We start from the raw sequence: 13,169 nt of genomic DNA on the forward strand, positions 1-13,169 counted from the left end.
CGATCGACGCGCGTCTCAGCGTTTGGTGATGATGACTTCGAGATACTCGCTGGGCACCACGAGGCTGCCGTTGGTGGCGCGGTTCATGCGCACCAGCAGGGCATGCAAATCGTTGCGCAGCTCTTCCTGCTTGCCGGCATCGAGGGCGGCGAACGCCTTCAGCACCGGGCCGTAATAGGTCTTGAACATTTCGAGGAAATGATCCGGCGAGCGGTAGCGGAAATTGAACAGGCGGGGTTGCGCCTTGACCGAGCTTGCGCCGGCGTCGAACATTTCGCCGAGCCTGTCGCGCGTGCCCCACAGCGCCGGCGATTTGGCGCCCGCGGGCGGCGGCAGATATTTGCCGAGCGTCTTGAACACCTGGCCGATGAAGCCGTCGGGCGTCCAGTTGGCGAGCCCGATGCTGCCTTTGGGCTTGCAGACCCGCAGCAGCTCGGCGGCGGCCTTGTCCTGGTTCGGCGTGAACATGACGCCGAAGGTGGAGATCACGCTGTCGAAACTGTTATCGGCGAACGGCAGGTTCTCGGCGTCCGCCTCGCGGAATTCGATTTCCATGCCTTCGGCGACGGCGCGGGCGCGGCCGCGCTCGAGCAGCGCGGGCACGTAATCGGTCGAAGTGACCTCGCACCAGCGCCGTGCTGCGGCGAGGCTCGCCATGCCGTTGCCGGCGGCGACGTCCAGCACTTTCGAGCCGGATTTGAGGTCGAGCGCCTCGCAGAGTTCCTCGCCGACGATCTGCAGCGTGGAGCCTATGATGGCGTAATTGCCCGACGTCCAGGCCGCCTGCTGCTTCGTTTTCAGCGCGGCAAGGTCGGGGGCGGGAGCGGGGGTTGCTTGAGCGGCGGCTGCCGTGCTGGACATGGGTGTCTCCTTTCGAGATCGCAAAGCGGCCTTGAGGGCGGCCGCGATGAACCAAACATGGGCCTGCGCAGACCTAATGACTCTGAGGGCGGGGCGATTTTACCTTGAGGACAGCCTGATTTTTCAATGAGATGTGACAATTGTGATAGGAGCTGTAACAGGAGCGGTTTCCAGTTCGGTGGCTTCATCCTTCGAGACGCCCGCTCGCGCGGGCTCCTCAGGATGAGGCTTCGAGACGCGGCGAATACGCCGCTCCTCAGGATGAGGTCTCAGATCTTCATGGTGAGGAGCGCGGCAAAGCCGCGCGTCTCGAACCCTCATGGTGAGGAGCGGCGTCTTCGCCGCGTCTCGAACCATGAGGCCGCGGGATGGTCGATCGTGATTTCATCCAGGCGGAATGCGCTCCAACCGGGATAACGAAGTGCAATTTTTGTTCGCCAACCATGTGCTTGATGTCGATCTCCGCGAGCTGCGCCGGGATGGCGAGCACGTGGCCGTCGAGCCGCAGGTGTTCGATTTGCTGATCTATCTGGTCGAACATCGCGATCGCGTCGTCACCAAGGACGATCTGATTGCGACGATCTGGAACGGCCGTATCGTGTCCGAATCGACGCTGACGTCCCGGATCAACGCGGCGCGCAGGGCGGTCCGCGATACCGGCAAGGACCAGGGCGTGATCCGCACCATTGCGCGAAAAGGCTTTCGCTTCGTCGGCGAGGTGCGCCCGCAGCCGGGCGCGCTCGTGACGCGCGACAATTCGCCTCAGCCGCCGGAGCAGCCGGCCGAAACGGCGCCGCCGCTCGATCGCAGGGCGATCGCGGTGCTGCCGTTCGCCAATCTGAGCGACGATCCCGAGCAGGCCTATTTTTCCGAAGGCATCAGCGAGGATCTGATCACCGCGCTGTCGAAACTGCGCTGGTTCTACGTGGTCGCGCGCAATTCGTCGTTCATCTACAAGGGAAAGTCGGTCCATCTGAAACAGATCGGCGAAGAGCTCGGGGTCGGCTATGTCGTCGAGGGCAGCGTCCGCAAGGACGGCGACCAGGTGCGGATCACGGCGCAGCTCAACGACGTCGTCACCGGCAGTCAGATCTGGGCGGAGCGCTACGACCGCAATCTCGCCGATGTGTTCGCCGTGCAGGACGAGATCACCCAGGCCGTGGTCGCCGCGATCGAGCCGCAACTCTACGCCGCCGAGAATTTTCGCGCCCGGCGCAAGGCGCCGGACAATATGGACGCCTGGGACCTGGTGATGCGCGCGCTGTCGCATTACTGGCGGGTGACGCGGCAGGACAATCTGGTGGCGCAGGCGCTGCTGGAAAAGGCCATCGACTTCGATCCCGGCTACGGCCAGGCGCTCGGCCTGCTCGCGGCCAGCCACATCTTCAGCGCGCATATGGGCTGGGCGGCCATGCCGAAGGCGATCCCGATTGCGGAACGCGCCGCATTGGCGGCGATTCGCGCCGACTCCGAGGATGCCTGGGCGCACTATGCGCTGGGCAGCGTCTATCTGTTCAACCGCCGGTTCGAGGACTCGCTCGCTGAGTTCGAGCTGGCGCTGCGGCTCAATCCCAATTTTTCGCCCGCCCGCGGCTATTACGGCGTGGCCCTTGCCTATTGCGGGCGCTGGGAGGAGGGCGACCGCGCCGCGCGGCAGGCGTTGCGGTTCTCACCGCGCGATCCCTTTGCCGCGATCTATTGCGGCGTCGCGGCCTATTCGCAGTTCGTCGGCCGTCATTACGAGGAAGCCATCCGGCTGTCGCGCGAGGCGCTGCGGCAGCGCAGCGATTTTGTCGGCGCGCACCGGGTGTTGACCGCGGCGGCAGCGCTGGCGGGCCGGGATGATGTGGCGAAAGCAGCACTGCAGGAGCTGCGCCGCGCCCAGCCCAATATTTCGCTGGCCTGGATCGCCAGCGAAATGCCGTTCCAATGCGATACCGAGCGCCAGCATTACTTAAGCGGATTCCGGCGCGCGGGCTTGAGCTGACGATAGCGCCGCGCTCACTGTATTCGGCGGCGTTCCCGGGCGGGGACCGCGACGACATTGTCCGCAACCTCGCGCCAGCGCAGAATCTCCGCCGCGAGCACCGGATGATTGAAACCTTTCAGGTTGAGATCGTCGATCGGCCGGGCCTCGACGAACGCCTCGACCATGCCGAGGACGCGGCGGCTCACCACGATCTGGTTGGCCTTGGCTTCGTCGCACAGCCTTGAGGCCAGGTTGGTGACGCTGCCGATCGCGGCGTATTCGAGCCGATGCTCGAAGCCGATCTGGCCGAGCGTAGCATAGCCGAGCGCGATGCCGATGCCGAAGCCGAGATTGTGGCCGCGGTTGCGCCAGCGCTCGGTCAGCGGGCCAATGCTGTCGCGCATCTCCACCGCCATCTTCACCGCCCGTTTGGTGTGGTCCTCGAACTGGATCGGCGCGTTGAACAGGATCATCACGCCGTCGCCGGCATATTTGTCGAGCGTGCCCTCATATTTGAAGATCAGTTCGCCGAGGGCGGCGTGATATTCGCGCAGGACGTTCATCGCCTCTTCCGGCTCGGTCTGCTCGGTGAACGCGGTGAAGCCGCGCAGGTCGCAGAACACCACCGTCACCTCGCGGCGGTGGCTGTCGAGCAGCCCTTCATGGCTGTCGGAGGAGGCGATCAGATGCGCCACCTGCGGCGCCAGGAAACGTTCGAGCCGGCGGATGCGTTCGATTTCGCCCAATTGCGTCTCGACCCGTTCCTCCAGCGATTTGTTCCAGTCCTTGAGCTGGTCGGTCTGCTCCTGCAGCTTGTCGGCCTGCTGGCGCACGGTCGAGTTCGCGGCCTCCAGTTCCCGGCTTTTGTGGTCGACCTCGGAGAACAGCCGCGCGTTGCGCATCGCCAGCACCGATTGGTGCGCGAAGGTTTTCATCAGCCCGATCAGGTTTTCGGAAAATTCGCCGGCATTCTTGCGCAGCACCACCAGCGATCCCAGCACGCCCTTCTGGTCGACCAGCGGCACCACCAGCACCGAATGGAAACCGGCCGCCACCGCCGCTTCGCGCAGCGGATGATCTGCGCTGGCGTCGAGGTTGGGGATCGCGATCGGCTCGGCGCGCGCGGCGGCCTCGCCGAGCGGGCTGTCGTCCTCGTCGATGGCGAGGTGCCCGCCTTCGGCCGATTTGTCGATACCGATCGCTTCGGTCAGGTTGAATTGATGGTTGGCGGCGTCATAGCCGTAGATCAGCACCGCGTCGGCGTGGGTGATTTCGAGCGCGCGCGCCGCCACCGTCGGCAGCACGGCGTTGAGATCGAGCGAGGAGGAAACCGCGCGGCCGACTTCCTCGAGCACTTTGAGTTCGTTGATCGACTGCGCCAGATCCCGGGTCCGCTCCTTCACCTTCCATTCGAGGTCGGAATAGGTTTGGGCGAGCTGCCCGGCCATGCTGTTGAACTGGGTGGCGAGCTCTTCCAGTTCGTCGGAAGTGTGCACGTCGATGCGGTGGTCGAATTCACCGGCGCCGAGCCGCCGCGCGCCGGCGCGCAGCGCCGTGATCGGCACCAGCATCCGCCGCGCCAGTACGGAACCTGCAATGATCGCGACCACGAGGCCGAGGCCGATCAACAGCGCGATCCGCACCAGTTGATCGCGGATCGGCGACAGCGCCTGCGCCGTGGGCTGCTCGAAGAACACGTTCCAGCCGAGTTTCGGCACCGCGCTCGAGGTGGTGAGCACCGACTGGCCATCGGCATCGGTGCCCGAGGCCAGCGGCACGCCATCAGGCGCCAGCAGGGCTGCGACCTGCGGCAGGCCCGAGAGATCCTTGCCGATTTCGGGGCCCTTGGTTGAGCTTGCAAGCACCTGGCCCTTGGCATCGACGATATAGGCGAAGGCGGCCTTGCCGACCTGCGCATCGCCCAAAAAGTCCGACAGGAAGCGGAGGTCGATTTCGGCGACGGTGATGCCGGCATTGAAGCCGGAATGCGACACCGCGATCGACATGAACGGCTGCTGGTCCCGGAAATAGGCCGGCGCAAAACTGGTGCCGCGGGCGCGGGTTTCGGTGAAGGTGGCATCGCGGGAAAAATCCAGATTGCTGCCGTACGAGACGCCGCCCAGGCGCGACAGCCGCAGCGTTTCGCGGCCGTTGCCGCTGATCTGGGAGAGCTGGCTGACCCACGGCACCTGGCTCAAGAGCTGCGCATAGTCGGCGCGGCGATCTTCGATCTTGGTGGTGGAGGCACGCGTCACCCAGCCGATCTGCCGCTCGAGGTCGGCCATCGACTGCTCGATCCGCCGTTCCGTCGCCTCGGCCTTTTCCGACATCGCATCCGTCAGCGTGCTCTTGATGCCGCGATAGCTGATCCAGGTTTCCAGCGCGCCGTTAACGGCCAGCACGAACACGACGAGGCCGACCAGCGCGATGACGTATTTGGCGAACAGGCCTTCGCGCAGGAACCAGATTTTGTCCTTGACCCCGTTCATCCAGACCCTCGTGCGCCACCTCCGGGTGCGCGCATCCGCTGTCATCGCCGCGGAGCACGGCTCCACGGCGCAGCAGCCGCGTTCAATGGCGGCCGTCTCAACCATCATCTGCTTAGCACAATTTGGTGGCGGCAGGCCGGGGGTACGCCCACCATGGTTAGCCCCGATTTTGGGTAGGTCAGCGGTTGAAAAGCTGCCGCAGAACCTCGTTCATGGGCTGGTTGTCCGGCTGCGGTGAGGCATTGTTCGGCGCCGGCGCCGACGGGGCGGGCGGGGCCGCTTGAGCGGGAGGCGCGGGGGAAATGTTGCGACCCTGGCCCGCGCCCCCGGTCCGTGCGCCTTGACCGGTTCCGCCTTGATTTACGCCGCCTTGGCCCAAACCGCCGTTCAATCCCTGCTGCAGCAGATTGCCGATGGTCTCTCCTAGCTGGCCGCCGAGCGGATCGGCCGGCTTGCCGCCGCTGCCCGGCGCGCCGGCTGTTCCCTGGCCTTGTCCGGGGATCAACCCGCCAAGCCCGCTCAGCCCGCCGAGCCCGGCGCCATTGGCGCCGAACAGGCCCTTGCCCATCTCCTTCAGCTTGGCGTAGGCGGCGTCGGGATTGTCCAGGATACCCTGCATGTCCGGATAAATGCGCGGCTCGGCCCAGGGACCGTCGATCATGACGGGAATGCCGAGTCCGACCGGGTCGCCGGCGCGGCCCTGGCCTTCGGTCGTCATCACGAGCTTCGGCTCGACCCGAAATCCGATCTGCTTGGTGCCGAGGTCGATGGTGCCGACGCCGGTCAGCTTGACCAGCGGGCCGACCAGATTGAGGTCGGTGGTTTGGGCCTGGCCCTTGTCGATCTTGAACGAGGCGGAAAGCTGCGTGAGATCGGTGGCCTGCTCCTTGTTCTCCTGCCACCCCGACAGCGTGCTCGATGTCAGCGAGCGGATCATCTGGGCAACGTTGAGCCCGCGAATGGCGCCGTCCTGGAACACCACGAATGCCGTTCCAGACAGGTTCGACATGATGGTGCGCTGGCTTGTGCCTGTGGAACGCACGCTGATCTTTGCCTGCATCTTGCCGTCGAGCTTGTCGAAATCGGCGAGGCTGCGCAGCAGCGGCAAGGCGCGCACCCCGGTGAGGTCGGCCCGCAGCGCGAAGGCCGGATTGCCGGTCGAGACGTCGATGGTGACGTCGCCATTGGCATTGCCGTCATAGGCTCCGAGATTGGAAATCTGGGATTTCAGTACGCCGCTTGCGAGCGTGGCGTCGATTGCGGCCGGCGCGAAATGACCGTCGCCGAGATTGAGCTCGGCCGCGGAAATCCGCGCCTGCGCATCGACATAATTCAGGCCGTTCAGGTCGATCGATGCATTGCTCCAGGGCTGCGCAGCGGCGCCTGCGGCGCCACGCGACATCGCGACATCCAGCCGCTGGAAGTCGAGATCGAGCTTCACCAGCGGCTTACTCGCCAGATCCACCGAGGCCCATCCGTTGAACGCGCCGTCGCCCAGCGCGCCGGTCAGGCCGTTGATCATGACCACCGAGCCGTTGAGCCGCACCTCCGCCTTGGCCGTCAACGGCGCTTGCAACAGGCCCGACGCTTCAAACGTGAGTTCGGTCGGGATGTTTTGCCGCTCGATCGGCGGGGCCGGCGGCGCGGCCTTGATGTCGAATTTGAGCGCGTGCTCGGCGGCGCGCGCATTGCCGGAAATCCGAACCTTGCGGTCGCCGGCGACGGCGATGTCGGCGTTGATGGTCTCGACTCGATCTTCGACGCGGTCGTGCAGATTGGAAAACACCACGGTGCCGCCGGTGACGCTGACATGCTCGATTGAAAAAGCGCCGGCTGGGCCGGACGCTGCAGGTTTGGAAGCTGGCTTCGCGTCCCTCAGCCGCTCGCGTTGCAGCGGCACGTTCAGGACCGGGCGAACGATCACGAGTTCGGTGATCTCGGGACGGCCCGACCACACGCTGGCCAGCGTCACATCCGCCTGGATGCTGCTGGCGGTGAGACGGTTGTTGATGTCGCGGTCGTTCGGATCCTGCAGCGCGATGTCGCTCAAGGTGATGTTGAGCGACGGCCAGAGACCTATTTTGGCTCCGCCGTTGATGGCGAGCCTGTATCCGGTCTGGCGTTCGACCCGCTCCTGGATCTGCGAGGTCAGGAAGCTGGAGGGGACGCCGATCGCCAGCAGCAGCGCCAGGACGACGATCACGGCGCCGATGGCGGCCCCGGCGATTTTCAAAGCTCTCATTTCGACATTCCAGACCGGGCAAGCGGCATCGAATTCGGCGGCGCCATAAGCGCGCGCGGGCGGTTGCGCGAGCTTATCCCGGAAAGGGGATATCGCTCAAAGCGGCTAAAAATAATCCGAGGGTACTGCAAAGTTATGTGACTTATGACACACTTCCAGAGCGCTGAATCTTGCTACCGCCGTCCTCGGGGGGTCGGGGTCGATCTGGAAGGCAATACGAAGGCAATACAATGAGTAAACAGGCCGAATTTGCGGTCATCCTGAAAATGAACCCGATGTTCGCGGACTTGGGGACCGACGAACTGCAGCGGATTTCCAGCCTTTGCCACACCCAGCAGCTTGGGGTTGGTGAAATGCTGTTCCAGAAGGGGGACCCCGGCGACGCCTTGTATGGGGTTCGCCGCGGCCAGATCCGCATCGAGACCGGCGCCTCCGACGGCAGCCGGCTGACGCTGAACTTCATGGGTCCGGGCGACCTGTTCGGCGAGGTCGCGGTCCTGGACGGCCAGAGCCGCACCGCGGACGCCGCCGCGGGCGAGCCGACCGAACTGTTCGTGCTGCGGCGGCAGGATTTTCTGTCGCATCTCGAACGCGAGCCGAAGGTGGCGATCAAGATCATCATGCTGCTGTGCCAGCGCATCCGCTGGCAGAGCGAGCGGATGGAGGAATCCATGCTGCAGCCGCTGCCGGTGCGGCTGGCGCGCCGGCTCTGTGCGCTGGCGGCCGATTTCGGCTCCGAGGTCCACATCTCGCAGGAGCAACTCGGCGTCTTCGTCGGCGCCGCGCGCGAAAGCGTCAACCGTCAGCTCCAGCTCTGGCGCAAGGACGGCATCCTCGACCTGCAGCGCGGCCGGATTTTACTGCAGAACCTGACCAAGCTGACGGCGGTGGCGCGGAACGAGTAGGGAACCCTCCCGCGTCGCCAGACGTCGCCTGTTGTGGTACAATGACCAGATGAACCGAACACTCAAAGAAGTGATCGAGCACGCCGCGACCTGGCCTCAAGAGGATCAGGAGGAGCTTGCCGAGTACGCCCGGGAAATCGAGGCGCGCCGCACAGGCATCTACACGATGTCAGACGACGAGCGGGCAGCCGTTGCCAAAGGATTGGCTGAGGCCGATCGCGGAGAATTCGTGACGGACGAGCGGATTGCGGAAGCCGACAAGCGCCACGAAGGATGAGGGTCCGCTACACGCCCGAAGCGTTCTCCGATCGGGAGCGAATATTCGAATATTTAAGAGAACGATCTGAGACCGGTGCGAGGAATGTAGCGGCGAGCATTCGCGAGGCGGTAGCGCAGCTAAAGGATCATCCGCATAGCGGTTATCGGACGGATGATCCAAATGTGCGGGTCACATTCGTTGCCCGCTATCCCTACAAGATTTTCTATCGGGTACGGAACGTGGTCGAGATTTTGCACATTCGGCACGTCTCGAAGGGAATGGAAGCGCGACGGTTAGTTTCGCATCGCTCAAGCCCAGCTCGACTACTCCGCCGCAGGCGACACAATGGCCGGTGGCGGCGGCGCGGGCGGCTCCTTGGCCGGCGGCTCGGCGTGATGATCGGACGGCGCGTGCTCGGTCTCGCCGTGTGAAACCAGCAGCATCTTGCCGAAGCGCCAGATAAATGCGCCGATATCGTCCATCATCATGAACATCGCCGGCACGAACACCAGCGACAGCACCGTCGAGAACAGCAGGCCGCCGATCACGGCGAGCGCCATCGGCGAACGGAATTCGCCGCCGGCGCCGAACGCCAGTGCCGACGGCATCATGCCGGCCGCCATGGCAATGGTGGTCATGACGATCGGGCGCGCGCGCTTCATGCCGGCGTCGATGATCGCTTCATCGCGCGGCTTGCCGTCGCGGATCGCCTCGACCGCGAACTCCACCAGCATGATGGCGTTCTTGGTGACGATGCCCATCAGCATCAGGATGCCGATCCATACCGGCGTGGTGAGCTGCTTGCCGGTCAACAGCAATGCGGCAATGGCGCCGCCGATCGAGAGCGGCAGCGAAAACAGGATGGTGATCGGCTGCAGGAAGGTGCCGAAGAGCAGCACCAGCACCGCGTAGACCATCATCAGGCCGGCGGTGATGGCGGTGGCAAAGCCTTCCGACAATTCGTTCAGGCTTTCGGCGTCGCCGGACGGGCTGACCTTGACGCCCTTCGGCAGGCTTTTCATGACAGGCAGCTCGTAGATCTTCTTGGTGGCGTCGCCGAGTGCTGCGGTGCCGACGAGGTCGGCCGCGACCGTCGCCTGTCGTTCGCGGTCGTAGCGGTTGATGCTGGTCGGGCCCTGGTCGAGCTGGATGTCGGCGACAACGGATAGCGGCACGCCGCCGCGTTCGCCGCGCTGGCCCAGCGGCACGCGCAATTGTTCGAGCATCTGCAGGTCGCCGCGGGCATTGTCCTCGAGCTGGACCCGGATCGGCACCTGGCGGTCGCCGGCGTCGAATTTTGCGAGCGCCGGACCGACGTCGCCGATGGTGGCAACGCGGATGGTCTGCGACAGGCTTTCGGTGGAGACCCCTAACCGTGCCGCCAGTTCGGCGCGCGGCCGAATGCGAAGCTCGGGCCTGTCCAGCGCGGTTTCCGAGATCACGTTGGCGATGATCGGAATCCGCTTCATCTGGGTCGCCAGTTCGCTGGCGACATTGTTGACGATGTTGCTGTCGGTGCCGGTGACGACCAGCGAGATCGCGCGAAGCCCGTTTTCGTCGAGGAACCAGAAGCGGATGTCGGGAACGTTCTCGAGTTCCTTGCTGATGTCGAGTTCGAGCAGGCGTTGCGTGTGTGCGCTGTCGCGCTCAGTCTTCGGCGTGTAATTGATGATCAGCGCGGCGCGCCGCACCTCCAGCGTTCCCGGCGGCACGCGGCCGCCGTCGACGAACACGCTTCGCACCTCCGGGCGCTTGCGCAGGCGCGCGACGATCTCCTCGGTCACCTTCTCGGTGTAGGCGAGTTGCGAGCCTGGCGGCAGCTCCATCGCCAATAGCGAGCGCGCGGTATCCTGCGCGGGCAGGAAACCCTGCGGCAGCAGCGTAATGCTCCAGATCGAGGCCGCGAAGATGCCAAAACCGATCAGCACCGTGATCAAATAGTGCCGCACCGACCAGGTCACGAGTTTGGTATAGGTCGCCAGCACGCGGCCGGGCGGCGGGTCTTCGTGGTGAGTGTCTTTGAGGAAGTAGGCGGCCAGCACCGGCGTGACGAAGCGCGCGGCGAGCAGCGAGAAGAACACTTGCACCGAAACCGTGATGCCGAACTGCTTGAAGAACTGCCCGGCGATGCCGGACATGAAGCTGGCCGGCGCGAAGATCGCGATGATGGTCAGCGAGATCGCGATCACCGCGAGGCCGATTTCGTCGGCGGCCTCCAGCGCCGCGCGATAGGGCGTCTTGCCCATGCGCATATGGCGGACGATGTTCTCGATCTCGACGATGGCGTCGTCTACCAGGATGCCGGTCGACAGCGTGATGGCGAGGAAGCTAACGAGGTTGAGCGAGAAGCCGAGCAGGTCCATCGCCCAGAACGCGGGGAAGATCGACAGCGGCAGCGAGATCGCCGCGATAATGGTGGCGCGGATGTCGCGCAGGAACAACAGCACGACGATCACAGCGAGAATCGCCCCTTCGAACAGGGTCGAGATCGCCGCTTCGTAATTGCCCTTCGTGAATTCAACGGAGGTGTCGATCAGTTTCAGGTCGACATCGGGATAGGCGACCTTCAGCGCATCGATCCGCTTCTGGACCGCGGCCGCGACCACAACGTCGCTGGCGCCCTTGGAGCGCTTGATGCCGAGCGCTACCACGGGCTCGCCGTTGAAGCGGGCGAAGGTGCGGCGGTCGGCAATGGTGTCGGTGACGGTGCCGAGATCGTCGAGCCGGACCTCGCCACCGCCGAACAGCGGGATCATGGTCCCCGCGAGTTCGTTGAGCGTCTTGGCGCCGGCCAGCGTGCGGATGGCCTGGTCGTTCTTGCCGATTTCGGCGCGGCCGCCGGCGAGATCGACATTGGTGCCGCGCAGGATCTGGCTGACATTGACCGCGGTCAGCCCCGCGGCCTGCAATCGATCAGGGTCGAGCGACACCAAAATCTCGCGCTCGACACCGCCGATGCGCTCGACCTGGGCAACGCCGCGGACGCCCTGCAGCGCGCGTTTGACGACGTCGTCGACGAAATAGGACAGTTGCTCCGGCGTCTTGCCGGGCGAGATCGCGGCGTAGGTCACGATCGGCAGGCCGATCACGTCGACGCGCTGGATCAGCGGCTCGGTGACGTTCTGCGGCAGGTTGGCGCGAACCCGCGTGACGGCGTCCTTGACGTCGTTCAGGGCGCGGTCGGTGTTGGTCTCAAGCGCAAACTGGATCGTCGTCACCGACAGGCCGTCGGTGATCGACGAGGAAATATGCCGCACACCCTCGACGCCGGAGATGCCGTCTTCGATGGTCTTGGTGACCTGCGATTCCAATTCCGACGGCGCGGCGCCGAATTGGGAGACTGCGACCGAAATCACGGGAATGTCGGCCGAGGGCAGCCGCGTCACCGCGAGCTTGGTGAAGCTGACCCAGCCCAGCACCAGAAGGATGATCGAAAAGACGATCGAGGGCAGCGGGTTCCGGATCGACCATGCCGAGATATTCAAAGCCATTAGCGTGTCCGCGTGCGATCGAGTTCGTCGGCGAACATGGTCTTGATCTGGTCGCCGTCATGCAACGAGCTGCCAGCGTCGGCCACGACGGTTTCGCCGACGTCGAGGCCTTCAAGAATTTCCGTAGACGTATCCGACGTCAGTCCGACCCGCACCTTTCGGGTTTCGACAACGTTGCCCTTGACCACCTGCAGGGTGAGACGGTCAATCGCGGTGCGCGGCACGGCCACGCCGCAACTGCGCTTGGCGTCGATATTGGCGCGGGCGAACATGCCGACCTTGAGCGAGGGATTGTTGGTCAGCGATATCCGGACATGGCCGAGCTGGGTGGTGCGGTCGATCTGCGGCGAGATCTGCCGGACCTTGCCGACGAGATCGGGCGCGTCGTCGCGGCTGATCCGCACCGTCGCGCCCGGATTGAGTTTCAGCAGATGGATGCTCGGCACCTCGGCGTCCAGCTCGATTTCGTTGTTGATCGAAATCCGGAACATCGGCCCGGCCTGCGGCGAGGCCGGTGCGCCAACCGCGGTTCGCACTTCCGTAACAAGTCCGGGGCCGGGCGCGCGCAGCGAGATCGATGTTGGTCTTGCGCCGCCGCCCTGTTGCTGCGGCGGTGGGGTCAGGCGCGCCAGTTCCTGATTGTCGGTGACCATGTCGCCTTCGTGGACGAAGAGATCGGTGACCTTGGAACCCTCCTGGTCTACGCCGACCTGGGCCTCGCGGCGCGGCACGATAAATCCGGTGACCCGCACCATGTCGGAGAAGCAGGCATTGGTGGATTTGGTCACGATGACCAGCGCCTGGCCCGGAGTTTCCTTTTCCTCAGGGTGGGAGCGGTGCTCGAACCAGTAATATCCGGCGCCCAGGACGACAAAGAACGCTACTCCGAGCGCAGGTTTGAGGTATTCGGAGAGGTTCATCGCCGGATCAATCCAGACTTGAAGTCAAATGAG

9 protein-coding genes are annotated in these 13,169 nt (G+C 64.5%); 4 read left to right on the plus strand and 5 right to left on the minus strand.

The features are described 5' to 3' along the window. Positions 1 to 15: 15 nt before the first annotated feature. Complete coding sequence (locus V1289_RS22565; protein ID WP_334398915.1) at positions 16 to 861, minus strand: class I SAM-dependent methyltransferase; 846 nt, start codon at positions 859 to 861, stop codon at positions 16 to 18. 421 nt (positions 862 to 1,282) lie between these two features. Between V1289_RS22565 and V1289_RS22570 the strand changes: the two genes are divergently transcribed. Then, entirely contained in the window at positions 1,283 to 2,848 is a 1,566-nt protein-coding gene (locus V1289_RS22570; RefSeq protein WP_334398916.1) for a winged helix-turn-helix domain-containing protein, read from the plus strand. Between the two features lie 14 nt (positions 2,849 to 2,862). Here V1289_RS22570 and V1289_RS22575 read toward each other — a convergent pair whose 3' ends face one another. Next, on the minus strand, positions 2,863 to 5,319 hold the full coding sequence (locus V1289_RS22575; RefSeq protein WP_334398917.1) for an adenylate/guanylate cyclase domain-containing protein: 2,457 nt from the start codon (positions 5,317 to 5,319) through the stop codon (positions 2,863 to 2,865). Positions 5,320 to 5,497: 178 nt separating this feature from the next. Further along, entirely contained in the window at positions 5,498 to 7,561 is a 2,064-nt protein-coding gene (locus tag V1289_RS22580) for an AsmA family protein (RefSeq protein WP_334398918.1), read from the minus strand. A 230-nt stretch (positions 7,562 to 7,791) separates the two neighbouring features. Here V1289_RS22580 and V1289_RS22585 point away from each other — a divergent pair, with 230 nt between their 5' ends. The 3 genes from V1289_RS22585 to V1289_RS49795 are packed head-to-tail and all read left to right on the plus strand — an operon-like array spanning position 7,792 to position 9,156. Next, positions 7,792 to 8,466, plus strand: a complete 675-nt coding sequence (locus V1289_RS22585) for a Crp/Fnr family transcriptional regulator (RefSeq protein ID WP_074271797.1) — start codon at positions 7,792 to 7,794, stop codon at positions 8,464 to 8,466. 49 nt (positions 8,467 to 8,515) lie between these two features. Then, entirely contained in the window at positions 8,516 to 8,743 is a 228-nt protein-coding gene (locus tag V1289_RS22590; protein WP_334398920.1) for a hypothetical protein, read from the plus strand. After that, positions 8,740 to 9,156, plus strand: a complete 417-nt coding sequence (locus V1289_RS49795; RefSeq protein WP_442896056.1) for a type II toxin-antitoxin system RelE/ParE family toxin — start codon at positions 8,740 to 8,742, stop codon at positions 9,154 to 9,156. The genes V1289_RS22590 and V1289_RS49795 overlap by 4 nt, the downstream gene beginning before the upstream one ends. Here V1289_RS49795 and V1289_RS22595 read toward each other — a convergent pair. Next, positions 9,049 to 12,216, minus strand: coding sequence for an efflux RND transporter permease subunit (locus tag V1289_RS22595; protein WP_334398921.1), 3,168 nt, complete (start codon positions 12,214 to 12,216; stop codon positions 9,049 to 9,051). The two genes, V1289_RS49795 and V1289_RS22595, sit on opposite strands and share 108 nt — an antisense overlap. Next, entirely contained in the window at positions 12,216 to 13,136 is a 921-nt protein-coding gene (locus V1289_RS22600) for an efflux RND transporter periplasmic adaptor subunit (protein ID WP_334398922.1), read from the minus strand. Before V1289_RS22600 ends, V1289_RS22595 begins: the two co-directional genes overlap by 1 nt. Positions 13,137 to 13,169 lie beyond the last annotated feature (33 nt).

The organism is Bradyrhizobium sp. AZCC 2289, from assembly GCF_036924615.1.
Lineage (GTDB): Bacteria > Pseudomonadota > Alphaproteobacteria > Rhizobiales > Xanthobacteraceae > Bradyrhizobium.

What these genes read in the sequence shown, in the direction of transcription:
- V1289_RS22580 (WP_334398918.1), bottom strand. Translation starts at nt 7,561, where the DNA reads ATGAGAGCTTTGAAAATCGCCGGGGCCGCCATCGGCGCCGTGATCGTC.
- V1289_RS22565 (WP_334398915.1), bottom strand. Translation starts at nt 861, where the DNA reads ATGTCCAGCACGGCAGCCGCCGCTCAAGCAACCCCCGCTCCCGCCCCC.
- V1289_RS22575 (WP_334398917.1), bottom strand. Translation starts at nt 5,319, where the DNA reads ATGAACGGGGTCAAGGACAAAATCTGGTTCCTGCGCGAAGGCCTGTTC.
- V1289_RS22600 (WP_334398922.1), bottom strand. Translation starts at nt 13,136, where the DNA reads ATGAACCTCTCCGAATACCTCAAACCTGCGCTCGGAGTAGCGTTCTTT.
- V1289_RS22595 (WP_334398921.1), bottom strand. Translation starts at nt 12,216, where the DNA reads ATGGCTTTGAATATCTCGGCATGGTCGATCCGGAACCCGCTGCCCTCG.
- V1289_RS49795 (WP_442896056.1), top strand. Translation starts at nt 8,740, where the DNA reads ATGAGGGTCCGCTACACGCCCGAAGCGTTCTCCGATCGGGAGCGAATA.
- V1289_RS22590 (WP_334398920.1), top strand. Translation starts at nt 8,516, where the DNA reads ATGAACCGAACACTCAAAGAAGTGATCGAGCACGCCGCGACCTGGCCT.
- V1289_RS22585 (WP_074271797.1), top strand. Translation starts at nt 7,792, where the DNA reads ATGAGTAAACAGGCCGAATTTGCGGTCATCCTGAAAATGAACCCGATG.